20 protein-coding genes and 3 tRNA genes are annotated in these 24,289 nt (G+C 52.0%); 5 read left to right on the forward strand and 18 right to left on the reverse strand.

What is annotated here, in order from left to right:
• The 15 genes from HUU59_06675 to HUU59_06745 form a co-directional block, all read right to left on the reverse strand.
• Positions 1-1,809, reverse strand: coding sequence for a fumarate reductase/succinate dehydrogenase flavoprotein subunit (locus HUU59_06675; protein NUO19114.1), 1,809 nt, complete (start codon positions 1,807-1,809; stop codon positions 1-3).
• The gene (locus HUU59_06680) at positions 1,809-2,564 is read right to left on the reverse strand and encodes a succinate dehydrogenase (GenBank protein NUO19115.1); all 756 of its coding nucleotides are present in this window, start codon (positions 2,562-2,564) and stop codon (positions 1,809-1,811) included. The genes HUU59_06675 and HUU59_06680 overlap by 1 nt, the downstream gene beginning before the upstream one ends.
• A gap of 28 nt (positions 2,565-2,592) precedes the next feature.
• Positions 2,593-3,138 (reverse strand): macro domain-containing protein, encoded by a 546-nt coding sequence (locus HUU59_06685; GenBank protein NUO19116.1) that lies wholly within the window; start codon positions 3,136-3,138, stop codon positions 2,593-2,595.
• A 21-nt stretch (positions 3,139-3,159) separates the two neighbouring features.
• Complete coding sequence (locus HUU59_06690; GenBank protein ID NUO19117.1) at positions 3,160-3,660, reverse strand: HIT domain-containing protein; 501 nt, start codon at positions 3,658-3,660, stop codon at positions 3,160-3,162.
• A gap of 6 nt (positions 3,661-3,666) precedes the next feature.
• On the reverse strand, positions 3,667-5,751 hold the full coding sequence (locus HUU59_06695) for an elongation factor G (GenBank protein NUO19118.1): 2,085 nt from the start codon (positions 5,749-5,751) through the stop codon (positions 3,667-3,669).
• 131 nt (positions 5,752-5,882) lie between these two features.
• The gene (locus HUU59_06700; protein NUO19119.1) at positions 5,883-6,872 is read right to left on the reverse strand and encodes a glycosyltransferase family 2 protein; all 990 of its coding nucleotides are present in this window, start codon (positions 6,870-6,872) and stop codon (positions 5,883-5,885) included.
• Between the two features lie 62 nt (positions 6,873-6,934).
• Positions 6,935-7,507 (reverse strand): hypothetical protein, encoded by a 573-nt coding sequence (locus HUU59_06705; GenBank protein NUO19120.1) that lies wholly within the window; start codon positions 7,505-7,507, stop codon positions 6,935-6,937.
• Positions 7,508-7,512: 5 nt separating this feature from the next.
• Positions 7,513-8,004 carry a hypothetical protein gene (locus HUU59_06710; GenBank protein NUO19121.1) on the reverse strand — a complete coding sequence of 164 codons (492 nt, stop codon included), beginning with the start codon at positions 8,002-8,004 and terminating at the stop codon, positions 7,513-7,515.
• A 40-nt stretch (positions 8,005-8,044) separates the two neighbouring features.
• On the reverse strand, positions 8,045-8,614 hold the full coding sequence (locus HUU59_06715) for an RNA polymerase sigma factor (protein NUO19122.1): 570 nt from the start codon (positions 8,612-8,614) through the stop codon (positions 8,045-8,047).
• A 43-nt stretch (positions 8,615-8,657) separates the two neighbouring features.
• Entirely contained in the window at positions 8,658-9,575 is a 918-nt protein-coding gene (locus HUU59_06720) for a PorV/PorQ family protein (protein ID NUO19123.1), read from the reverse strand.
• A 15-nt stretch (positions 9,576-9,590) separates the two neighbouring features.
• Positions 9,591-10,622 (reverse strand): hypothetical protein, encoded by a 1,032-nt coding sequence (locus tag HUU59_06725; GenBank protein NUO19124.1) that lies wholly within the window; start codon positions 10,620-10,622, stop codon positions 9,591-9,593.
• Entirely contained in the window at positions 10,597-13,104 is a 2,508-nt protein-coding gene (gene priA, locus HUU59_06730; protein NUO19125.1) for a primosomal protein N', read from the reverse strand. Before priA ends, HUU59_06725 begins: the two co-directional genes overlap by 26 nt.
• Positions 13,101-14,417 carry a ribosome biogenesis GTPase Der gene (der, locus tag HUU59_06735; GenBank protein ID NUO19126.1) on the reverse strand — a complete coding sequence of 439 codons (1,317 nt, stop codon included), beginning with the start codon at positions 14,415-14,417 and terminating at the stop codon, positions 13,101-13,103. Before der ends, priA begins: the two co-directional genes overlap by 4 nt.
• A gap of 6 nt (positions 14,418-14,423) precedes the next feature.
• A complete protein-coding gene (locus HUU59_06740) occupies positions 14,424-15,659 on the reverse strand; it encodes a T9SS type A sorting domain-containing protein (GenBank protein NUO19127.1) in 1,236 nt (411 codons plus the stop codon).
• Complete coding sequence (locus HUU59_06745) at positions 15,656-18,448, reverse strand: T9SS type A sorting domain-containing protein (GenBank protein NUO19128.1); 2,793 nt, start codon at positions 18,446-18,448, stop codon at positions 15,656-15,658. The genes HUU59_06740 and HUU59_06745 overlap by 4 nt, the downstream gene beginning before the upstream one ends.
• Before the next feature lie 117 nt (positions 18,449-18,565).
• Between HUU59_06745 and HUU59_06750 the strand changes: the two genes are divergently transcribed.
• Positions 18,566-19,678 (forward strand): SPASM domain-containing protein, encoded by a 1,113-nt coding sequence (locus tag HUU59_06750; protein ID NUO19129.1) that lies wholly within the window; start codon positions 18,566-18,568, stop codon positions 19,676-19,678.
• Between the two features lie 22 nt (positions 19,679-19,700).
• Here HUU59_06750 and HUU59_06755 read toward each other — a convergent pair whose 3' ends face one another.
• A complete protein-coding gene (locus HUU59_06755) occupies positions 19,701-20,294 on the reverse strand; it encodes a DNA-3-methyladenine glycosylase (GenBank protein ID NUO19130.1) in 594 nt (197 codons plus the stop codon).
• Positions 20,295-20,351: 57 nt separating this feature from the next.
• Between HUU59_06755 and HUU59_06760 the strand changes: the two genes are divergently transcribed.
• Together HUU59_06760 and HUU59_06765 are read left to right on the forward strand one after the other, a co-directional pair.
• Positions 20,352-20,424 (forward strand) — tRNA-Thr (locus HUU59_06760).
• 63 nt (positions 20,425-20,487) lie between these two features.
• Positions 20,488-20,561, forward strand: a tRNA-Arg gene (locus HUU59_06765).
• A 341-nt stretch (positions 20,562-20,902) separates the two neighbouring features.
• Here HUU59_06765 and HUU59_06770 read toward each other — a convergent pair.
• Positions 20,903-22,162: a T9SS type A sorting domain-containing protein gene (locus HUU59_06770; protein NUO19131.1), complete on the reverse strand. Its 1,260-nt coding sequence runs from the start codon at positions 22,160-22,162 to the stop codon at positions 20,903-20,905.
• 431 nt (positions 22,163-22,593) lie between these two features.
• A tRNA-Leu gene (locus HUU59_06775) sits at positions 22,594-22,680 on the reverse strand.
• A 95-nt stretch (positions 22,681-22,775) separates the two neighbouring features.
• Here HUU59_06775 and smpB point away from each other — a divergent pair.
• Together smpB and HUU59_06785 are read left to right on the forward strand one after the other, a co-directional pair.
• Positions 22,776-23,246 (forward strand): SsrA-binding protein SmpB, encoded by a 471-nt coding sequence (gene smpB / locus HUU59_06780; protein NUO19132.1) that lies wholly within the window; start codon positions 22,776-22,778, stop codon positions 23,244-23,246.
• Between the two features lie 20 nt (positions 23,247-23,266).
• Entirely contained in the window at positions 23,267-24,247 is a 981-nt protein-coding gene (locus tag HUU59_06785) for an FAD:protein FMN transferase (protein ID NUO19133.1), read from the forward strand.
• Positions 24,248-24,289 lie beyond the last annotated feature (42 nt).

Genomic DNA, 24,289 nt, shown 5'->3' on the forward strand with positions numbered 1-24,289 from the left:
CTATGCTTCCTCCACGAATTTCTTAAGTTCGGCAGGTACCTCAGGCAATGGGTCGGCCCGAAGCACCATCTTACCGTTTGCATTTGCAATAACGTGATTTATCTTGGCAAACGACTTGTCATAATCAGGATAATCAATGCGGGAATGTCCGCCGCGGCTTTCACGACGCTCAAGCGCGGCCATGGCGATTGCCCTGGACACCACAACCATGCTGCGCAGGTCCATGGCAAGGTTCCAGCCGGGATTATAAGCTCGTGCACCTGTTACAGACAACTTGTTCACTCGTTCTTCGAATTTGTCAAGTGCGCTAAGTGCCGCCTTCAGCTCCTCTTCAGTTCGCACGATTCCAACATGATCCTGCATCATGTCCTGAAGGTCCTTGTGAACCAAATAGGGATTCTCTCCCTCCTTCCGTTCGAGACACGCAAGATTTTCGGCAATCGCTTGTGCCACTTCTTCCTCAGACGGCTTCCCTGTAGATTCCCTTTTGGCATACTCCGCGGCACCCCACCCTGCTCGTCTTCCAAAAACCACAAGGTCAGATAACGAGTTTCCGCCCAACCTGTTGGCGCCGTGCAATCCAGCTGCGACTTCGCCTGCCGCGAACAGACCGGGCAAGGTGGTCATTGCAGTCTCAGCCTCGACTTTGATACCGCCCATCATATAGTGGCACGTCGGTCCGACTTCCATCGGTTCCTTTGTTATATCAACGTTGGCAAGCTGCTTAAACTGATGATACATTGACGGCAGCTTACGCTTAATATCATCGGCAGATCTGCGCGTTGCAATGTCGAGAAAGGCACCGCCGTGAGGACTGCCGCGTCCCGCCTGAACCTCTGCCCGAATAGATCTTGCCACCACATCGCGTGTCAAAAGCTCCGGTGGACGTCGCACCGTTGCGCGTTTACCTGCCGCAACTTCTGCAACCCACTGGTTTGCCTCTTGCTCTGTTGACGCCACATCATTCTTAAAAGCTTCAGGAATGTAGTCAAACATGAATCGACGGCCATCCTTGTTCAGAAGCACTCCGCCTTCTCCCCGGACACCTTCTGTTACAAGTGTCCCGCGTACAGAAAGCGGCCACACCATTCCCGTCGGGTGGAACTGAACAAATTCCATATCCAGAAGTTCCGCGCCGGCACGCCATGCAAGAGCCTGCCCGTCACCGCTGTATTCCCAGGAATTTGACGTTATCGCGAAAGACTTGCCGCCGCCGCCCGTTGCCAGCACTATTGCTTTGGCTCGAAATAAGTGAAACTCTCCAGATACTCGAGAATACGCCAAAGCTCCGGTAATGCGGCCATTGCTCTTGAAAAGGTGGGTGACCGTCGTCTCCATGAGAATCTCTACATTCTCCATATGGACAATTTTGTCCTGAAGAGTGCGAATCATTTCCAGTCCGGTGCGATCCCCGACATGCGCCAGGCGTGGATACGTGTGACCGCCGAAATTGCGCTGATTGATCAATCCATCGGGCGTTCGGTCAAACACAGCCCCCCAGTCTTCAAGCTCCTGTATTCTGTCCGGAGCCTCCTTGGCATGAAGTTCCGCCATGCGGTAGTAGTTCAGCTGCTTACCGCCCTTCATGGTATCACGAAAGTGAACTTGCCAGGAATCACGGTCATCGGCATTCCTCATCGCGGCCGCCGCACCTCCTTCTGCCATAACGGTATGGGCTTTCCCGAGGAGCGACTTCATCACAATCGCTGTTTTGGCACCGAGTGCGGCTGACTCAATCGCCGCGCGAAGTCCGGCGCCACCGGCGCCTACGACCAGAACGTCAAATTCGTGGGTAGTATATTGTGCCATTAGAAGAACCTCACATCCGACCAGATTCCCATCGCACACATACGCACGTACACGTCGGCGAATCCGACCGTAAACAGACTGCACCAGAAATAGACATTGTGCAGATTATTCAAACTTGAAACGCCGCTCCAAATCTTGTGTCTCGTCACTCCGGCCGCTGCGCAGGAATAGCAATCAATCTTGCCGCCCACAAGGTGTCTAAGTGAGTGGCAACTGAACACGTAAAGACTGAGAAAGATTGTATCAGCGGCTATGACGACATTGCCTAGCCCCATTCCCCACCCGTCTTCAAACCGGAACGCATCAAAGAAATGAATCCAATGAAACACTACCAGGACTGTTACAAGGTAGAGGAAGTACCGATGCAGATTGTTCAGAATCCACGGCAGCGCCCGCTCGCCTTTGTAGTCACGATCACCCTTTCCGACTGCACAGGCCGTCGGGGACATAGTCAGTGAACGATAATACGCCTTGCGGCCGTAGTAGCAAGTCAATCTGAAGCCTGCAGGCACCCACAGAATCAGCAGTGCGGGGGACCATGTGAAGCCCGGTATGAATTTGGTCAAGTCAGGTGAAAAAAACGGCGAAATATAGGGGCCGAACTTGCTGTATTCAACGGGCTGAAAGGCAGCCCAGCTTGCGTACGCTATAAAGACGATAAATGTTGTTGCCATTGCCAGCGGCACAACCCACCAAGCGTCTTGGCGGCGTGTAGCAAGAAATGGCTCACGTGTTCCTGGGACAGGATAGGCCATTGTAGTTTCTGTTCGAGATTAATTATGGTTAGATATTTCTGGTAGGATCTTCACCAAGCAGCATTCGTTCAAGTTCCGATTTGAAAACGCCGTGAACATAGTCTGTCGGGACGACGAGTACGATTCGGTTCGGATGCCGTGCACGCTGCAGGTGAATAAACGAAGTTTCGACGATTGCTTTTGCAGCAATTGTCGTCGGAATTTCGCCAGGCTCGATAAACAAAGCGGGAATGGAAACGGACCGCATCTTCTGATGAAATCCGTATGTAAGGCCTTTTCCAAGTGACTCCCGAAGCGACTCTGCTGTCGGAAGCCGCGATAGAGTGGACGCCGCAAGGTGAATGATGGTCTTGAATCGCAGGGTTCCCGCGGTGGTCACGCAAAAATGTCCCAAGGCAGGGGGTTCAAGCAATCGCAATTCGCGCTCTACTTCAGGTCCGGCCCGGCGAATCAAATCCGTCGCAATCGGGCCTGCAGGATGTAACTCGCAATGTATAGCGGATACCACTCCTTCAGTTGCCAAGTCCCAGACCTCACCGACGAAAGTGTCAATTTCACCGTAACCACATCGCATGCTGTCGCGCTCCGAAGTGTCTTATAACGGGAAGCGATCCATTGACCTCTTTAGACGCGAATAGCTCTCGGAAAGACTCTCCGAGAGCACTTTTGTTTCGCCAACAGCGGACATGAAGTTCGAGTCACCGTTCCACCGCGGAACGATATGATAGTGCAGATGGTCAAGTATTCCGGCGCCAGCGGCCCTTCCAATATTCATGCCGATATTGTAGCCATGGGGAGTAAAACACTCCTCGAGTGCTTTTCGGCAAATCTCCAACAATCTCCCAAGCTCGACATGTTCGTCACCAGTCAGCGATCCGTAATCACCGGTATGCCGGTTCGGAATCACCATGAGGTGTCCGCTATTGTACGGATACAGATTCATCACCACGAAACCGTGCTTTTCGCGCCTGAGAATCAGATTCCTGGAATCGTCCGATTCTCCAATCATGCGGCAAAACACACAGGCATCAGGCTGCTCTTGCTTGACCGTCTCCAAGATATAACTCATCCGCCATGGAGCCCACAGGCGTTCCACGGCTCGCTAATCCTCTTCCTGCTCTTCAACATATTCTGCGACGATCTTCTCCTGAATTTCGGGCGGTAGAATCTCGTAGTGCGAGAATGCCTGGCTGTGCATGCCGCGACCCTGTGTCATGGAGCGAAGTGTCGTCGAATATCTGTAGAGCTCTTTTTGAGGAACTTTCGCCTTGATAACCTGGTAACGTCCTTCGCCTTCCATGCCCTGAATCTTGCCTCGACGGCCGGACAAGTCGCCCATCACGTCACCCATGAACTCCTCGGGAACTCGAACGATCAAGTCATATATCGGCTCAAGCAGCAGCGGTTTGCACTTCCTGAAGGCCTCTTTGAATCCATTGCGTCCCGCGATCTTGAAAGCGAGTTCCGATGAGTCCACATCATGGTACTTGCCGTCAAAGACGGTTACCTTCACATCCACGACCGGATAACCGGCAATAACTCCGCGAATCATCGTCTCTTGAATGCCCTTGTCAATGGCAGGAATGAATTTGCCCGGTATTGCACCTCCGACAATCGCGTCAACAAACTCATAACCTTCGCCGCGAGGCTTCGCTTCCAACCGCAAATTGCAGACGCCATACTGACCTCGGCCGCCCGACTGTTTCTTGTGTTTCCCCTCCGCCTCTGCTGATCCGCGAATTGTCTCACGATAGGCAACCCGCGGTTCGACAAGTTCAGCATCCACATGGAAACGGTCCTTCAGGCGAGATAGAATACTCGAAAGCTGAAGGTCCCCGTGACCCCGGAGAATCAACTGGCCAAGCTCAGGAATCTGCTCAACTTGAAAAGACGGATCCTCAATATGCAGTTGGTGCAGCCCCGAGGCGACCTTGTCCTCTTCACCCTTGGTCTTGGGAACCACTGCCATTTCGAGAACAGGAGGCGGGAACTCAATGCGGGGGAGTTTGTATGCCTTGGATTTGTCGGATAGCGTGTCGCCCGTGTGAGTTGCCTTAAGCTTAACCATCGCACCGAGGTCACCCGCGACAAGCTTCGTCGTTGCTTCGCGCGCCTTTCCGTCCACATGAAACAACTGGCCGATTTTCTCAATCTGTCCAGTATGCGTGTTGAGAAGTTCTCCGCCCTGCTCAATTTTGCCGGCAAACACTCTGACATAGCAAAGGTCACCAACGTGAGGCTCAGTGACGGTCTTGTAAACAAGTGCGCAAGTCGGTTCTTTCTCATCCTCATGGATCTCCACGATCTTGCCGTCGCCGGTTTCTGCCGTAATCGATGTCCGTTCGTGGGGATCGGGTCCCTCAACGATAAGGAAGTCAAGCAATCTACTCACTCCTATGTTCTGAGTCCCCGAACCTGCCAGGACGGGAATCAGCTTGCCTGCCGCAAAACCCTTGCGCAACCCCTGTACAAGCTGTTCCTCTGTCAGCTCTCCTTTTTCAAAGTAAATCTCTATCAGATCATCGTCAGATTCGGCGGCGACTTCCATCAGTTTTGCGCGCAGCTCCAGCGCCTTCTTCAAGTTCTCACCCTCAAGAGGCACTTCCTTCCACTTGCCGGTGAAATCCTTTGCATATTGAAACGCCTTTAGCGTCAAGCCGCTGGCGATAGTGTCAAAATCGGGGCCCGGGTTGACCGGGAAATGAATTGGCTGAACTTTTTTTCCGAAATCCTCTGTCAGGTTTTCGACTACCTCGTCCCACTTGGTGTGTTCCTTGTCAAGCTTTGTGATAAAAAACATCCGTGGCAACCCGAATCTTTCGCCAGCCTCGAAAGCAATCGTGTGTCCTATATCATGTCCTTGGGTGCCGTCCACCGGCAGAAGAGCAATATCAACTGCTCTTAGTGCGGAAACCATGTCACCCTGGAAATCGGCAAACCCCGGTGCATCCACTATATTAAAGAAATGTCCATCGTACTCGCCTTGCATAAGGCTTACCTGCATGGACATCTGACGCTCGATCTCGTCTTTTGTATAGTCTGAGACTGTCGTTCCGGCCTCTACGCTGCCCATTCTGTGGATCACGCCCATGTTCAATAACATTGCCTCCGCCAGCATTGTCTTGCCACAATGGCCGTGACCAAACAAACCAATGTTGCGAATCTTCTCCGTGCTTACCTGTGCCACTGAGGCCTCCAATCCAATCGAAAGTAAGGTTAAGTTCTATAATAATATAGGCTCCCATTAAGGAGCCTGTTAGAAAATACATTATCCCGCCAAAATTGTCAAGGGAACTGAAGTTTTTTCTGTACTTGCGGTCAACTAATCAGACCAGACTCGGAATGTTTTGTGAGTTTGGAGAGTCTAACTGCGGCTAATTCAAGCTCCTGAGAGCGTCGTTTCCAATTTTCTCGCATTTCACCTCCCCACCACGCCCTCAAACTGCAAAGCAGCGCACGTACCTTCAGAAGTATCTGGGCCATCCTGACAAACCGGGCAGACTGTCTGCGGCTGCCATGCTTCTCAAAAAGTATGGCAAGCCCGGTAAGGCGCCAACCTAACACCGGTTCAGACGGCAATCGATTCACTTTGAATCCTGTGGACAAGGCTTCAAGATGGAGCACCTGTGCATCCGGAGCAATGACCACCTTCCAGCCCAGCTTTTGGACACGCAAGCAAAAATCAACCTCTTCGTGGTACACAAAAAAGCGCTCATCCAACCCGCCCGCGTCCTTGTAAGCCACGGACCTGACGAGCATTGCCCCACCTGAAACGGCCGGCACCTCGATGATTTCGCCCCGCCTCCGCTCTCTACTGCGCAGAAGAATTTGCTTGATAAATGGCGGCAACAGAACAGCCTTAAGCTCTGGAAACAGATTTAGAAACTCCTTTGCGAGGTTTGGTCTCGCCAGGACGGATTGCAGCGTGTCTCCCCGAAAACTCGTCAATTGTGCCCCGACGACACCAATCTTCGGGTCACGTTCTGCCATTTCAACTAAGCGAACGACAGCGTTTTTGGCTACCCAGGTGTCTGGATTCAGCATCAGGAAAAAGTCCGAAGTACAGGACACAAACGCCTGATTAATCGCGCGCGCAAATCCAACATTCTCGCGATTGGCCAAAACTGTTAAATCGTGAAACTCACTTTCTAACATTGCCAACGACCCGTCGGAGGACGCATTATCAACGACGATAATTGTCATATTGACTTCATTGAGAACTCTTCTCAAACTTGAAAGGCAGTTTCGCAATGCCTCACGAGTATTGTAGTTCACAATGGCAACGGTGACAGAAGGCACATATGTCATACTGAAATCGCCTGATTAGAAAGCTGTGAATCAACAAAAAAAGCTCCGAAGAGCTTTCTCAACTATCTGGTTCTTCGACGCTTCTGATGTTCAATGCCACGCTCTCGGTCACCCTGATGAGGGGGACCGCCACGGTCTTCCATGAACTGACGGATTCGCCGTGGAAGCTCATCCAACAGAATTGAACAGCGAGAGACTTGCTGCGGCGAAAGGAAATCGGCAAGATCGGTCAGCAGCAGTTCACGTTTCGTCAGAATCTCGGTCTGCAGGGCGTTTGATTTGGCGATTAACGCCTTCAGTTCGTCCTTACTCATACCGCCTTCAGACAACCTTGTCACCGCAATGCCGCCCTGCGACTTCCGCCCTTCGCTTTCACCAGACCTCGAAAGTTCATCGATCCGCTGCTGAGTCGCAGCAAACTCACGCTGCAAAGGCTCTGTCTCAGTTCTGAATTGTCTCAATCGCGGATAGAACTTCTCCGCCTCGAGAGGGGTCAACTCCAGCTCATCGGCAAATTTGCCAATGATGACTGTTTCAACTCTCTCTCTCCGCTGTTCCGGGGACATTCTTCTATCTTGCGCTCGAAGAAGTCCGACCGAAAGCAGGAGCAGCAATATGTATGAAACAAGTCTCATTTATCTTAGAAAAACACAGTTTCGTCTAACTCGGAAAGCACTAACTCGAGTTCAGAGTCATCAAGCTTGAGCAGTTCGTCGGAAGACACATCAAACACCGGCTCCACGCTCTGTTCTGACGCGGTGCCGGTATTAATATCCGAATCCACGGAACTTGTGTCGGAGACCTCCGGGATTCCAAGAAACTCGGCAAACTCGGCGGGATCGGCTTCGAACACTACAAGCTCATTAACACTCTCTTCAATTGGCGCCGAAATGTCAACCAGTTGAACATTCACGACTGCCGTTGGAACCGACATGGCAATCAGAAAGACGAGCAACGAAGCTCCACACAATGCCAGAATCGCCTGTCTTGTACCTATCCAAATGATTCTATCGCGCGAATGAAGCCGATTGCGCAAACTGACAATAAAAGCCGCGTCACTCGTTGGCATGGCACCAAAGAGTCGCTCCTCATTCAAAATAAGTTCGCTGCCGGTTTTGTGAGTTGACTTCATCTTCGTTCAAATTCTATCTATTTTGCCGATAATCGGATATTTAACTATCCTCACCTCTAATGTAATCACCAAGTTCAGCTTTAAGTTTCCTAATGGCCTGATGATAATTTGCCTTAACTGTCCCTACATCCCTGTCCATTATCTCGGCGATCTCGGCGTGCGGTAATTCCTTAAAATACCGTAATATAAATACCGCTCTCTGTTTGTCCGGCAGCCTCGCGATAGCCATCCTCGCCTTGTGCATGAACTCTGCTTCCTCTGCTGGCAAGTCCGCCGATTCGGCAGCGGGAAGGGTCAGGTCTTCGCTATCTATTCTCAAGAATGATCTAATCTTCCGGCTGCGAAGCTTGTTCAGGCAAAGATTGACGCAAATTCGATACAACCATGTGTAAAACGATGAGTTGGATCTGAATCCCCCGAGATTCTCGTATGCCCTGATGAAGGCATCTTGGCAAATGTCATCGGCATCGTCAGCATTTCCAAGAAGCCCAACCGCTATGTGGAACAAAGCCTTACGATGTCTGAGAACCAGCGTATTGAAAGCTTCGTCTTTGCCGGCTTGGGCAGCAAGCACAAGCTCGCGGTCATCGCGTTCGTCCGATTCCCTCACGCCTATCTGTTTGACACCTTGTCAGCCAAGAGGTTTATTCTTCCTAAATTGAGGTCCCGACCGTGAACCTATTCAAGTATCCTATTTCGCCGTGTGAGGTCAGAGCGTAGTCGAAAGTAAGCTGCTTGATGCGGAAACCAATTCCACCGGAAAAGCCGGCGAAGGCGTCTGAAGATAGTCCCGATCGCTGATCTACTCCAATCGTGGAATAGCCTAATCGACCCACCAACTGCTGTGCAAAACTGATTTCCAGCCCTCCCCGACCTTCCACACCTTCCTCCTTTACGTAAGCCCCCACCACACTGAACTTTATGGGCAAATGCTCGAGTGGCACGGCAAACCCAAGCTCGTATGAAGTTGGGAGGTCATCTTTTTCTGACAAGAATGCGCTCGTGGCGGTTCCAATGGATTTGATTGCCGCCGCAACTGTCCAATCATTGAATCCTGTGTCATATTGCAGACCCGCATCAACAGCAATCGCTGAAGCTCCAATTCCGTCAATATCACGGTACTGATACTTTAACACAGCTCCAATGCGCAAGTCCGGCTTAAGTGACTGTGCCATGGCACCCCGGAACTGAAAATCTGAAGCAGTGAATTCACCGTTTTTGAAGCCGTTTTCGTCAGCTCTGTCGAACGTTCCGTAACTTAAGTAGTCCACTGCCCCAGCAAGGACGTATCCATTGCTGAGTCTTCTTGAATATGCCAGCGTCCCCTGGTTGATATCCAAGACATGCTTCGTGAAACTCGCGGAAATGTCCGACCGGGCGATAGTTGCCAGACCGGCCACGTTACTTTGGAGGGCGGATAAGTCACCGTGCTGGGCTACAGAACTGCCTGCCAGTCCAGCCGACCTGGCAAATCCGTCAGTCCGAAACAGCTCATAGCCGGTGGTTCCTGCCGCGCCAAACGCAAGCAAGTTGCTAAGGAGAAGTGGTATCGCGATGCTAATCAAGCGCACGTGTTACTCCGGTCTTCAGTTTCCTGGTAAAGGTCGGTCAAATGGAGGTTTATCTTGCCCATCCTCGGATTCCGCTCTGTCTTCCTGCCGCGAACGAATCAGGGTGTAGTTTATTGTATATGGGACGTCACGGGTTCCCAAACTTATGTCTGGATGAGTCTCCGCATGCCACTTTGCAATCGTCTTCTTGCGCCGAAAGTATGCAAATGTGCCTGCTGAAAGTACAAGAATAACAAACAAAACCGAAATCCACAACTCTCCGTCAGTCCAAAGTGAACCGCCGTACTGACTTCGAAGTCCTGCCCGGTACTCTTGCTCAAATTCCCCGTACGACAAGCCATAAAGTTTCGGGAATGCGGCTTCAATCTCTGTCCCCCGTCGCAGTTCATGCACAAGATTCGCCAAACCGGAATCGCCAAAACGACGCCAAAGTTCTTGCGTTGCCGCCAAAGACTGAGCGTAGCCTTGACGAGCATCTATGGCATTCATACCCATCAGACCTTGAATGTCCCAGAAGGTCATGAGGCGACCCGAAGCTGCGGCTCGTCCGAGAACATGCACGTCCAAATACTCCTGCTGCCCCGCAAAGAGCTGCGACAGCCCCTCATCAAGCCATCTCGGCAATTCTGAATTGGGCGCGCCGGAGTCGAGTAAAAGGTGAACAAGCTCGTGCAACGCCGTCTCGGCAATCGGTCCACCATTCGCGTTAAAACGAGGTGATTTAAGAACTGCAACGCCGTGTCTTGGATAGGCCACTCCGTTTGCCCAAAGAGGGCTTCCGGCAGTCACTCTACCCCACTCTTCGGCTGTCGGCGTAATGACGAAGCGCGCAGAATCCGGCATCGGAAGCCTCAGTCTCGCGGCTATGACCGGCAACCTCTTTTCGAGCACGTTTGCAAGCGGTGTGGCCAGGGCTGAGTCTTCCGGACAATAGGTTATGGCGAACCGGCCATAGTCCCGGGTCATATAGTCCGACTCGCGCGAGGCAAGCAACGCCTCTGGATGCAGCAAAAGTATGAGACTAAACAGTGCTTGCAGGATCAACATCAATCTCCCATTGCACGCGCTTAAGCTCCTCCGAGTTTCCCCAGTTCAGGAATAGATTCTTCACCTTGTGCCGGAGCTGGGCGCCTGTCGGGTCAGTTGTGCGCGAAGACCGAACCAACAACTGGTACCGAATCCTGCCCTTTATCTTTGCAACCGCGCAAGGTGACGGTCCGAGTAATCCGATACCCGGTTCGTTCTCGAGTTCGCGCTTGGCCTTTAACATAGCTCTCGCCACAGCAGATTCGTCTGAGTTTTTTGCACGCAACAAGACAACTCTGTAATAGGGCGGGAATCCGCTTTTTTCACGATGCAATAGTTCCTCTTCAGCGAATTTCAGCCAATCTCCTTCTGTTGCCGCACGAATCGCAGGATGACTCTGTGCGCGAGTCTGAAGCAACACTCGCCCATCCTTCGAAGCGCGACCGGAACGGCCGCTCATCTGCAAAAGCAAACTTGCCCCACGCTCACTGGCTCGAAAGTCCGGATAAAACAGTTCAGAATCGGCATCCGCTACGACTGATAACTCGACATTAGGAAAGTCCAGACCTTTTGCCACCATCTGGGTCCCGACCAATATGTCGTAGTTCCCCTTGCCAAACTCTGACATCAGTTCACCATGCGATCCGATTCTTGCCATTGCATCCGAGTCCATCCGGGCCACGCGTGCAGTCGGGAAGCAAGTAGTCAATTCCTCCGCAATCCTCTGTGTCCCGCTCCCGCACATGTTCAAATCGTCAGACCCGCACACCGGACACAAATCCGGTGCGTCGTCGCGGTGGTGACAGTAATGACACTTGAGAATCTTGCCCGGACGATGATAGGTTAGTGAAACTGAGCAGTTGGGACACTCGAACAGCTTGCCGCACGCGCGGCAAATCAAGAACGGCGCGAATCCGCGTCTGTTCTGCAAGACAATGACCTGCTTGCCTCGCGCGAGCGTGTTCTCGATCGCTTGCAACGACTGTCGCGACAGGATGTGCGGTACGTCAGGGACCGGTTCATGAGTGCCGTGTTCACTCTCCCGATCTTCCCCAGCGTTTTCTGGAGTGACCATTTCAACACTCGGCATGGATGATCCAAAGATTCTTTCAGGAAGGGACAGAAGAGACATACGGCGCTGCTTCACCGCGTGTAATGACTCGAAAGATGGTGTAGCACTGCCAAGCAACGCAACCCCATTTGACTGCAAGGCACGATAAAGCCCTGCGTCCCGTGCCGAGTATCTCGGACTGCCTTCGGATTGCTTGTATGAGGAATCGTGCTCCTCATCTACGACAATTAAACCCAGATTAGAGAGCGGCGCAAAAACCGCTGACCGCGCGCCTAACACGACACGATATGTTCCATTGGCTATTCCTCGCCAAAGGTCATAGCGCACGGACATCGGCTGCCCGCTATGCTGAATCGCGACTTCATCTCCAAACACAGCCCTGAATCGCCCCCACAACACAGGAGTCAAGGAAATTTCCGGAACCAGAACAAGGGCAGTTCTTCCGAGTCGAAGTACGTGCTGAATGGCTTCAATATAAACTCGCGTCTTGCCTGAGCCCGTTACACCATAGAGCAAGAATGCGCTATATTTGTTCTCTTCGAGCGCGGCCGAAATTGCCGCAGTTGCCAGGGTTTGATGCGGTGTCAACGGCGAATCCGGCTCAACCGACAGCACGGGCAGTTCATCCGGCTTCCATCGTGAGATGACTTCTTTTCGAATTCTAACATACTCTTTGGCAAGCAATTCCTCAAGCGCAGCTCGTCTCTGCTTGCTTGCTCCCCTCATCAAGTGCCTCTTCGGCATTCCGTTCCCGGGACAATCCCGCAGCTCGCGAATCAGTCTTTGTCCACTTCGCGTTGTGATGAAGGTCCAAATCGTATCGTTTTCAATACCGGACAGTGCCTCCGATGTCAATTCCACTATCTGCTCAACCAGTTCACCCGTACGGGGACCTCGGAGAACGGGTTTGTAGACTATCCTTCCGCTTTGTTTCAGACGCTTGATTTCCGTGCCGTCGGGATTCAGGCCAAAACGTGTCTGTATCTGTCGAGCCGACATTGGGCCTTCTTCTAGCGCCTCCAATAGCTCTGCGATCTCTTCGGAATAGGCCTCTGAACCTAAAGATAGTTGACTTTGGTCATGCTCTGCGAGGGCGAATTTGAATTGATCTTCCGCATCCAATCCACTGGGCAGCGCCGCTCGCAATGCTTCTCCCCATGTGCAAAGATAGTAGTCCGACATCCAGCGCGTGAAATCCAATAGGTCATTGCCAAGCTGAATCGAGTCACCCAAAACCTGATCAATAGTGCGCGTCGCCTCAGGAACACCTTGTTCGTGTGTCTGTATTACGAACCCCGTCGCTCTTCTGGATCGGAAGGGAACCAAGACAACTGTGCCGCGTCGAATTGCTGCTGACAACTCACGCGGCACGATATAGGAGAATGACCCTTCAACACCGGGAATTACAACCTCGGCGGACTGGACTCTCATTGCTTCTTGCCCCTAAAAAACAAACGAATCGGCACTCCTTGAAAGCCGTACTGTTCCCGTATTCGCCGTTCAAGAAACAGCTGGTAATTCTCCGGAATCAATTTTGCCCAACGAGAAAAGAGAATGAACGTCGGAGGTTCCGCTTCCGCCTGCGTCATGTACGTTAACCTTAAATCACGGCCTTTGACCGCAGGAGGCGGCTGACGCTCCATCAGTTGTTCCAAGAATCTGTTCAATTCACCCGTGGAGATGCGCTTCTGCCGCTCCTCGTAAACACGCAGTGCGACCTCGAGCACCTTATGCACTCTTTGCATGTCCTTTGCTGAAATGAACAGCTTCTCGATAAAACTAATGCTTGAAAGACGCTCGTTCACTTCCTGCTCGATCAGACCTGCCGTCCGTTCATCCTTCTCCACAAGATCCCACTTGTTCAAACAGAGAATCACCGCTTTGCCATAGGTTACGGCTTCCTGCAAAATCTTCACGTCCTGTGATAGAAGACCTTCCTGCGCCTCAATCATGACAATCGCGACATCGCACTCCTTAAGAGCTTTCTGTGTTCGCACCGTCGTGTAGAATTCGAGTGCCTCTTTCACTTTTGACTTGCGGCGGAGACCTGCCGTGTCAATCAGCGTCATCGGTTGCTTGTAGTATCTCACAACGCTGTCAATGGAATCACGAGTGGTTCCGGCTATGTCAGTCACCATGTGCCGCTGCTCGCCCAGAAGTGCATTCACAAGCGAAGATTTTCCGACATTCGGTCTGCCTATTACCGCAATCAAAGGACGTGGCCGTTCAATACTCTTATCACCACGCTCGGGAAGTGAGTCACAAATCTTTTCGAGTAGTTCACCAAATCCATAGCCCTGAACCGCGCTTATCGGGTTCGGCTCGCCAAGTCCGAGCTTGTAAAATTGCGGTACTTCAGCTTCTATATTGAAGTTGTCCGTCTTGTTCACAGCGACCAGAACCGGGCGTGATGATTTTTTCAGCATCTGCGCAATTTCGAGGTCGGAATCCGTCACCCCTGTTTGTGCATCGCCAACATAGAGCACAACGTCGCATTCCTCAAGCGCATATGACACCTGCTCTCGAATCGCGCTGTCGAAAAGCTCCTCTGAACGCGGCACCCAACCTCCGGTGTCCATGACAAGAAACTCCCGCCCTTCAAACTCCACCGATCCAACGTGACGATCGCGCGTCACGCCGGGCTCCGGCGCGGTAATGGCGCGGCCGGATTTAGTCATTCTGTTAAAGATGGTCGACTTTCCGACATTCGGCCTGCCGACAATTGCTACAACTGGAAAGCTCACGAATTCCTATTTCTGTAATACGATTTTTGCAGTTGCCGATTCAGATCCCCGAAGCAAAACTGCGAAGTAAACTCCTGACGACAGACTCGCAAAATCATAATTGCGAATCTGCATGCCCGCGGTCGGCGCAACTTCTTCCCCGCTTACAAGTCTTCCAAGGACATCAAAGAACTTTAGCTCCCCAAACTGTGTCGACGGGCTAATCTCAATGCTAATCCGGGAGTTGAATGGATTTGGATAACAGTTGATCATCATGTGCGAATTAGCTACAGGCAGATGTGGCGAAACCGGCGTTACGGTTGGCCGCAGGACGACATCCGCCACAACCGGCAAATGATCCGCGCAATTGTGAAGTGCGTCCGCTACGCTGTCAGGTACGGCTTGATTTGCACCGTCATTGATGGCATCATTGAAATGAAGCCCATCGTTTCCATATGCATGATAACTTGAAGGAATCACATATGAGCCGCTGGTGTCCATCCATGCCGCGGAAGCCAGAATGAAATCAAACCGGTCGTCCATTCCGCCTGTTGATCCGCCACCAAATGATTGAGTACGGGGTGACTGAGTGTGGATGTCCGCAAACGAGACGCTGTTGCTCCAGGCGCCGGGGCGATTGATTGGATCCAGAAGCCGCCCGTTGGGATTATCTCCCAGTGCCAGAAGTAATTGGTAGGCAGGTTCGAAAGAGCTGTACAAATTGAAGTCTCCGACAAACATGAAGTGCGACCCAGCCGGCAATTCATTGAGTTCGTTTCGAAGGACTTCTGCCTCGGCCCGCCTGCGCTCCTCATTGTCCGGACCAGAGCTCGCCTTCAAATGACCGGAATAAATCAGAAAATCCTCGTCAGGCATTGCTTGACTCGAAAAAACGTACTCGCTGAAGTCCCTTAACGATGTCGAAATCTGACGTTGACTCACGAGTGAAACCCGGGATGACATGTAAAAGCATGCGTTGTCAGTATCCGGGCCGTTCACGAAATTTGCCGCCTGCCAGTCTGTGTCCAGTTGATGAAGCACCTGGTTCAGGATATTGTTCACTGCCGCTTGATCAATGACCTCCTGATTGACCAGAATGTCCGGCCTGACGCTGCTGACAATCATCCGCAACTCGTCAAGCCGATCGGAGCTCGATCCGGAAAAATTCAAAATGTTGTACGTCATAATGCGCAGAGTGTCCTGCGCGGTCGCTGAAACGCCGTGTACTGAAAAAAACGCTGCGAAAAGGATGAGTCGAGTCACTTGATGAAGTGCAGTTTTGTTGATTCTGTAGAGGATTTGGATTTCAATCGAGCAAAGTATATTCCCGAACTTAACTCGCGAGGCGACCAGGAAATTTCATGCTCGCCTGCCTGCATGATTCCGTCAATGAGTACTTCTGCCTGACGGCCGTCTATAGTGTATATGTCAAGTTTTACGTGGTCAGTACGATGCAATATGAACGAAATCCGAGTCGCGCTATTGAACGGGTTGGGATACGCTTTCACTGAAATCTTGTCGGGAAGCAGAGATCGTTCAAGTGAACTCAGCACAACGTCAATCTCAAAGTGGGCCTGAGTGTGCAGAAACCCGTCGCTGACGTCAACTGACACGCAATCGGGTCCCAAAGTCCCGAAAGCCAGTATACAACTGTCCAAAATTGACAGAATCTCGCCGTGATAGCGCCACATATACCGTAACGAGTCACCGTCCGGATCTTCTGCTGCAATGCGAAATGTAACCGGAACATGCTGAGTCACGACAACGGGATCGCCTTCGGGAACTCGCGAAGTGATAATTGGTCTGCGGTTTATGCCAAGCGAATCAAGCGGAAGCGTCACAAATGATCGGCCATATGTCGCCGCAATCAACTTGCGATTCGAATTGTCCAGAATCATGTCCAGAGTCGGCACTGGAGGAAGTCCGCGCCCCAATGCAGCCCAGCTATCTCCGTAATTCTGACTCCAGAATATTCCGAAGTCGGAAGCGGCATATAGCACGTTGATTGCCTGCGGATCATAAAGGACGTCATTAAGCGGAACGTCCGGCAGGCTCGCACCGGCTTCAACCCAGGTTTCTCCCTGGTTCGTCGTGCGATACAAGTGAGCCTGTTGTTCATTATTTCGGTAACCCGAAATGGTTACCAACGCTTCATTTGCATCCGTTGGATGAGGAGTCACTCGAGTTATCCATCGACGAGGCAAACCGGTATTTCGCAACGTCCAATTCTCACCCCCATCCGTCGTCACCCAGACATTGGCGTCATCTGTTCCGACATAGATAACATTCGAATTCGCCGGCGAAATTCCGATCGTCGTGATCGTTCCAAACACGAGATTTCCTTGTCCCGGCCCGCTGGTCAAGTCCGGGCTGATTGCCATCCAGCTTTGTGCTCTGTTTGTACTTTTGTATAGCCGTTGTGCACCGTAGTACAGCGTGTTGGAATTTGCCGGATCAAATACCACGGGTGTTGACCAATTCCGACGCTCCGAATCATCAATTCCGTTCAGCGCCCATGAAAAGTCCTCGCCGCCATCCGTGCTCCGCCCCAAGCCGCCGTATTGATATTCGGCATACACATAGTTGTTATTGTTCGGATCAACAAGCGTGTAGAACCCGTCGCCGCCGTATATTCGTTCGTACTCGTCAATCGCGCCGGTCATGCTTCGAAGAGTTCCGTTATCCTGAGTTCCGCCATAGAGTCTATGCGGTTGCGATGCGTCATACGTGCCGGCATAATACTGAACCGCAGGAAAGTTATTCAAGTCCTGAAAGCTGTTTCCGTTATTCAGGGTTCGGTAGAACCCGCCATCATTGCCGAGTAGGAACCGGAACGATTGCTGCGGATCAAACCAAAGCGCATGATGGTCAACATGAACGTCTTCACCTATCTCGTTCCAGCTCGCTCCGCCGTTCTCTGATCGGTGAAGCGTGACGCCAAGCACGAACACCATGTCTTCATTGTCCGGCCGAACTCGAATATTCCCGAAGTACCAGCCGAAATTCGAGTACATGTTGTCAAGGCCTGAATCATTTGTTCGTGTCCATGATTCACCGGCATCGGAAGACCGGAATACTCCAAGAAAATAACCGGGGTCATCCGCGTAACACGCATATAAAACGTCGGGATTCGAGTGCGATATTGCCAAACCAATCCTACCGACATTCTCCCCGATCGGAGGAAGACCGCTTGACAGCCGCGTCCAATTCTCGCCCCGATCAATGGTTTTGTAAATCCCTGACCACCGCCCTCCAACGCGCCGTACTTCTGGTGTGCGCACTCTCTGCCACATCGCAGCATAGACAATGTCAGGATTTGTCGGATGCAAAACAACATCGCTCGCGCCCGCCGAATCGTTGACAAAAAGTTTCTGCTGCCATGTATCCCCGCCGTTCTCACTGTAGAATATGCCTCGCTGACCGCCCGGCGCAAATAGTTCTCCCATCGCCGCCACCCATATCTGCTCCGGATTCTGCGGATGTATCGCTATGCGGGATATGTACCTGCTCTCTTCCAGCCCCTTGGGCTGCCACGTCTGGCCGCCATTGACACTTTTGTACACGCCAAACCCGAAATAACTGAAACCCGCCGAATTCGCTTCACCCGTGCCGCAATAGACAATCTCCGGAGTCGTCGGATTTATCGCCAGCGCGCCGATGGATTGCGTTGGAAGGTCATCCGTGATGGCTGTGTAGTTTCGCCCACCATCTACCGTTTTAAATACTCCGCCCGATGCGCTTGCCACATAGTAGATACTGTCATTTGTCGGATGCCCTGCAATATCAGTGACTCGTCCACCGATATTCGTCGGCCCGCGCTGAACCCAAAACGGATCTTCATCAAGAGTGCTTCGGCGCATTCGTGCCGCATGTTCTGCGCCCTGCCGAACCCTGTCAGCATTCAAATGCGTTTCCGGCCAGGTCCGCTGAAGCATGAACCAGTCCGACGGAAATGGACCGGGCTCTCCGTCCTGCGGAAATCTATCCTTGTCCGCAAGATATGTCCAAGCGGCAACCAGCCCAACAAATACGATAATTATCCAACGATACATGTTTGAATTACAGCCAACCAAACCGAATAGGATTCAACTTGGTGCCCTGTCTCATTGCATTTTTGTGTAAAAGCACGTAGATTCGATACGTTGATACTCATCCTTGGAGCAAATCGCTTGAAGCCCCGCGGCCTGTCCCTCAAACCCGACTTACTGGCTAATCTGGCCGCCCTCTCGAGCGGCCATGCGTTGTCGCACGTCGTCAAACGACCTCTCGTGTGGGGCTATCCCATCAGCATCATGATTGAGCCCATTAGCCGCTGCAATCTGCGTTGTCCATTGTGTCCAATCGGCGCCCGTGAACTGAAACGTGATCTCGGCGTGATGACACTTGAGAATTTCAAGCTCATTCTCGATAACGTCGGCAGATATGTAAAAGTCATCGCATTGTGGAATCAAGGCGAGCCCACCATTAACGATCAGTTGCCCGAGATGATCGCCGAAGCGACCAAGCGCGGTATTTACACGATGGTTTCGACAAATGGTACGCTGCTGCACCGCCGGAACCTCATGACGCGACTGCTGGACGCGGGTCTTTCCGAGCTAGTGTTCTCGATTGACGGGTTGACTCCGGAAAGCTACAAAATCTATCGCATCGGCGGCGAGCTTGAAGTCGTCGTCGAGAATATGAAAGAGTTTCGGAAACTGCGCGATGCGCGCGGAAGCAAGTCTCCCAAGTTGATTATGCAGTGGCTTCCCATGAAGCACAACCAGCACGAGATACCCTATCTGCGCGCCAAAGCCAAAGAATGGGGTGCGGACACCGTTGAAATCAAAACCGCGCAAGTGTACACGGATTATCAGGCCGCACAGTATCTGCCGGACATGGAAGAGCTGCGCCGCTACGAGCGACAAGGTCAGCGCTGGGAAACCAAGCGGCGCTATCAATCCTGCAAGCGACTTTGGTTCTCGACGATGATTGACTGGAACGGCAACGTCGTGCCCTGTTGCTTTGATAAAGACGAGCAATTCCTCATGGGAAATGCCTTGTCACAGGATTTCAAAACCATCTGGCACGGAGAAAAGTATAACTCGTTCCGCACGAAGTTGATTCGTCAAGGCCGCATCGAAGAGATGTGCCGCAACTGCACCGAAGGTTTAAAAAGCTACTACATCCCTCTGTCCAAGCTGGAGGCCCTTGCCCCGCCGGATATTCCGCCAGTACCACCTGAAAACATTCCCCTGAAGCTTGACTATTCGGACTTGTTCGATCTGCCAGTCAAAGAGTAATCCTACAGTCGCCGAGCGGGGATTAAGCGAAGCGGTTCCCTGCCGGAATCCGGTGTGCCGATGCGTTCAAAGCTTTCGATCCGCTAACGCACAAACTACTCGGATCAAAAAATCTCCACGGCAACTCTTTGGCCTTTGATATCCCAATGCGAGTCGTGCAAGCTATCTGAGTTGCTTCACCGCGATAGACCTCAATCTTGTCACCGATCATCGATTCGTTCAGTTCCAGGGTGACCCCCAGCGCACAGGTCAGGTTTCCCGGCCCACGGCAGAGCGCAGTGTCAGCAACCTGTCCTCGGCGCCTCCGCATCCGGCCGAGACCTTCAAGTGCTTCGGCCGAGCGAATCAACACCGCACCTGAGTTTTGTCTGTCCGTCGTGAAATTCATACAATAGTGCACACCGTAACTCCGATAGACATAGACATGCCCAAAGCTATCGTGCATGATGGCCGAGCGGGCGGATCGGCGGAATCCGTGCGATGCCTCGTCATTCGCATAGGCCTCAACCTCCACGATTCGAACGAGGCAGGAGCGGTAGCGCATGAGGCAGCCAACCAGCTCCGGGGCTACTTCCAGGGTCGGGCGGGCGAAAAACTCGGGCGGGAGGGTCAGCACTGCCGCTTGACAAAAACCTTTGAATTTGGTATAGTTGTGATTCCTCGAAACAGGCCCGCCGCTGTAGCTCAGTTGGTAGAGCAGCTGATTCGTAATCAGCAGGTCAACGGTTCAAGTCCGTTCAGCGGCTCATTGTAAAAGCAGGATTTACGTCCTGCTTTTCTGGTTCAATGGTCGGCCAGACGCCTGCCCCGCGCCCATAGCTCAACTGGATAGAGCATCAGCCTTCTAAGCTGAGGGTTCCGCGTTCGAGTCGCGGTGGGCGCACAAGTCAATATAGCCAAATTAGATAAGAGAGGAAAGCCGCCACCTTACCGTACGGTTCCTCACTTTCCAGCTTGGCGCTCCCGTCACCTGCCTTCTGTAGCGCCCAGCTTGCTGGGCAAAATCCCCCAACACAAGAAGGTCGTGCTCCCAAGCACGACCTTCTTTTTATTTTCACCCTGTCGCCATCCTGAAGGACGCTGCGGCCTGAAGGATCTCTCTGCTCACCACTACGCCGAGCGGGGATTTAGCGAAGTGCTTGACAAGCACGTAGCGGTTCCCCGCCGGAATCCGAGGCGCCCCCCACACTAAGTCGAGCTTCCAGGCTCGACTCTGATCTCCCCCTATTTCAACAAAACCATCTTCTGTTGAACCGACCGCATCGGCGACTCAAGACGGTAGAAATAAATTCCCGACGCCAAGTCACTCGCATTCAAACTGACAACATGCCGACCAGCCGCGTGGACACCGTTCGCAAGCACAGCAACTTCCTGACCGGCAAGATTAAACAGTTTGAGCGAAACATTTGTGGCCTCGGGCAACGAATACTCAATCGTCGTCGAAGCGTTGAATGGATTCGGATAATTCTGTAATAGTGTCAACTCCATCGGCAACGCGGCTTCATGTGGCGTGGCTTCAACGGTTCCATGCACAACACGCGAACCGTCAAGGTCAACCGACGTGAGCTTATAGTTATAGCTCCGCCCATTAGTCACATCATCATCCAGCCAAGTGTAAGCGTGTCCGCTTGCTTGGTTCGTAGCTTCAACTCGCGCCAGCGAAGCACCGTCACGATCAATTTCAAAGTGACTTACATTGCTTTCAGAACCCGTGCTCCAATTCAATGTAACACGATTGTCACTCGGTGTCGCGGTGAAGGAAAGAAGGTGTATAGGAAGCTGCGCATCTGAACAAATCCATTGCGGGTCGTCAATGAGAGTGCCATGATGGTTATTCCCCGATGCATCAGTTAACGTGTTCCCGGTTCCTTCATCAAAATGATAAAGAGCCTCAGTAAATTGATCATTAGCGAAAGGCTCGGTCGGGACGGAAAAATCTGCTACATATCTTGCCACAGACGAGAAACGCATTTCATCGACGGCTCCCTCAAAGTAATAAGAGTTGCCGCTTACAATTCCACCTCCAATTCGATTTGTGCCCACATCCGTTGCCCAACTCATCAGACCGTTCGTTGCTGAAGACGCGATCATTTGTCCATCGAGAAACAGTCTTAAAGTGCTGTTTTCCATGCTGGCAGCAAGATGGCGCCATTGACCGGTTTGCAGCGGAAAATGCTCGACATAAGCGTTGTTGTAGGCAAATTGATAAGCATAAAGGAACGAAAAGCTTCTGTCACAGCAATATGACAAGTATGCCTCTTGCCAAAATGCTGTCTTGTTCCAAATGAATGAACCATACTGTTGGTTATCATTTGCCGTTTGGAACCAGCATTCAACAGTAAAAGAATTTGTCTCCTGACCATCAAAGAATGCGTCTGCAATTCTAACGTAATCGTTGACTCCATCGAACTGCAAAGCGTAGCCGCCTGGGCAATTGCCACAAACAATTCCAGCAAATAGCAGCAAAGCAATCACGAGTTTCATTTCATTCCCCTATTCTTTTGAAGTTACGTAACTCCTTAATTTACGGGGGGGGTTAACAATGTCAAGCAGTACTATGAAGATTGTCGAAGTGACCCACCCCCGCCTCCCCAACCCCCACTTTCTCCCTAACTCCAACCCCAGCAACAACTTCCTAAGTTCAATATTCAGAAAATTTCTCTTGACCATCCGTTCAAATTTTTGTATATTAGGACATGACAAAAATCAATGAGATAGGACTTTGTGAATATTGGTGCACCCCCAAAAGTTAACCCCCTGTTTATCAAATACTCCTGTTTGGTCAATTGTTAGCGTTTTTCACAGAAACAACCCCTTACAACCCCTCCTCGCCTCGCCAAAAACCACACCAAAAGAAACGCGGCGACTCTTTCAAGCCGCCGCGTCAGCGCATTGTCGCCCACTTTTCAAGTGGGTGGTGCAGGAGGCGGGACTTGAACCCGCACGTCCCGAAGGACACTAGTACCTGAAACTAGCGAGTCTGCCAATTCCACCACTCCTGCAAGGAACCGAAATGATACGGAATTCCCCCCGCTTTGTCAAGTCAGGCCGTCCGCCGTCTTGCCTTTCCTCTGAATTATTGCTACTTTAGCTGGTCATGGAGGCTAAGGAAGGCATGAAGATCGTCGCCCAAAACCGCAAAGCGCGGCACGACTATCACATCATCCAAACCTACGAAGCCGGTATTGCCCTGCTCGGCACCGAAGTCAAGTCCGTCCGGGAAGGCCATGTCAACCTCCGCGACGCCTTTGCCCGGGTTCAGGATGGCGAAGTCCTCCTTTACTCGATGGGGATCAACCCCTACAAGAACCGCGGCTATACCGAGGTGGACGAACGACGGGTCCGCAAGCTTCTCCTGAACAGAACCGAGATCCGGAAGATTCAACGGCAGGTTCTGGAGAAAAGCTACACTCTTGTCCCGCTGTCCCTCTACTTCAAAGGCCAGTTCCTGAAAGTTGAACTCGCAGTCGTCCAAGGCAAACGCGAATACGATAAGCGCGATGCCAAAGAGGAACAGCGAATGAAGCGCGAGATTGACCGCGAAATCAAGAATCGTCGAAACCGCTAATACCTTAGTGAGAACCAAATATGCGTTTTGCCGCATTGTGTTTACTCATCGCCGCAATCATGCTGTCCGGCTGCGGAGCTGGCGGCGAGAAATTCCCCAGTGAAACCCGGACCGTCTTCGGTCTGCCAGTTACCGTCACTGTGTTCATCTCCGATGCCAAACCCGACGAAGTGCAAGGAGCCTTTGACGCGGTCTTCAATACTCTGAAATGGTACGAAGGAGCTGCATACACTTCCGGAAAAGACAATCAGCTTGAACGCATCGCTTCCGGTGCCGGCCGCGAGTCAGTGCCCGTGGACACGGCCGTGTACAATCTTATCATGCGCGGATTGCAACTGAATGACATGACCGGCGAAGCGTTTGACCTGCGCTATGGACCGCTGCTCGATGCCTGGCTGGCAACCGGAAAGCCTTCCAAACCTGCACAAGCCGACTTGGACAGCGCGCTTGCGTTAATCAAAACCGGCGGTATGTTCGTGGCAGGCAAATCCATCCTGCTCTCGAAACCAGAAATGCGATTTGATGCCCGCGGACTGGTGGAAGCCTGGGCTATTGACCGAGCTGCGGAGCGACTGGTCGAAAAGGGATTGTCTGCATTCGAAATACGTACACCCTATGCCATCCGGGTAGTCGGCATGCCACAAAACTCACAGTTTCGCACGTTCAACATCGCGGATCCAGTTTCGGGCGACAGCACTTGGGCGACGCTCCAAATCGGACAAGGTGGACTTGCCTTCCTTCCGGCGGTCGGTCAAGGAGGCCGACTTGTCCTCGATCCTCGCACGGGCGAGGAGGCGAAAGGTGCTGCGATAGTCGCGGCGAAGGATTGCGCCACAGCGTTCGGATTGGCATACGCTTTGAATGTGGACGGCGACCTGACAAAGTTGACGGATAAGGGCAAAGCGGAACTCATGGGACATATCCGCATTAGTGGTTCCCGGCCAAGCTATTCTATAGCCGCCGAAGGCGTGCTCAAGGATAAACTCTCCACTCGCAACTAATCTTGTCCGAGCCGGGCAGCAGTATCCTTGTCATCAGGCTGT

The organism is bacterium, from assembly GCA_013360195.1.
Classification (GTDB): Bacteria; Electryoneota; RPQS01; order RPQS01; family RPQS01; genus JABWCQ01.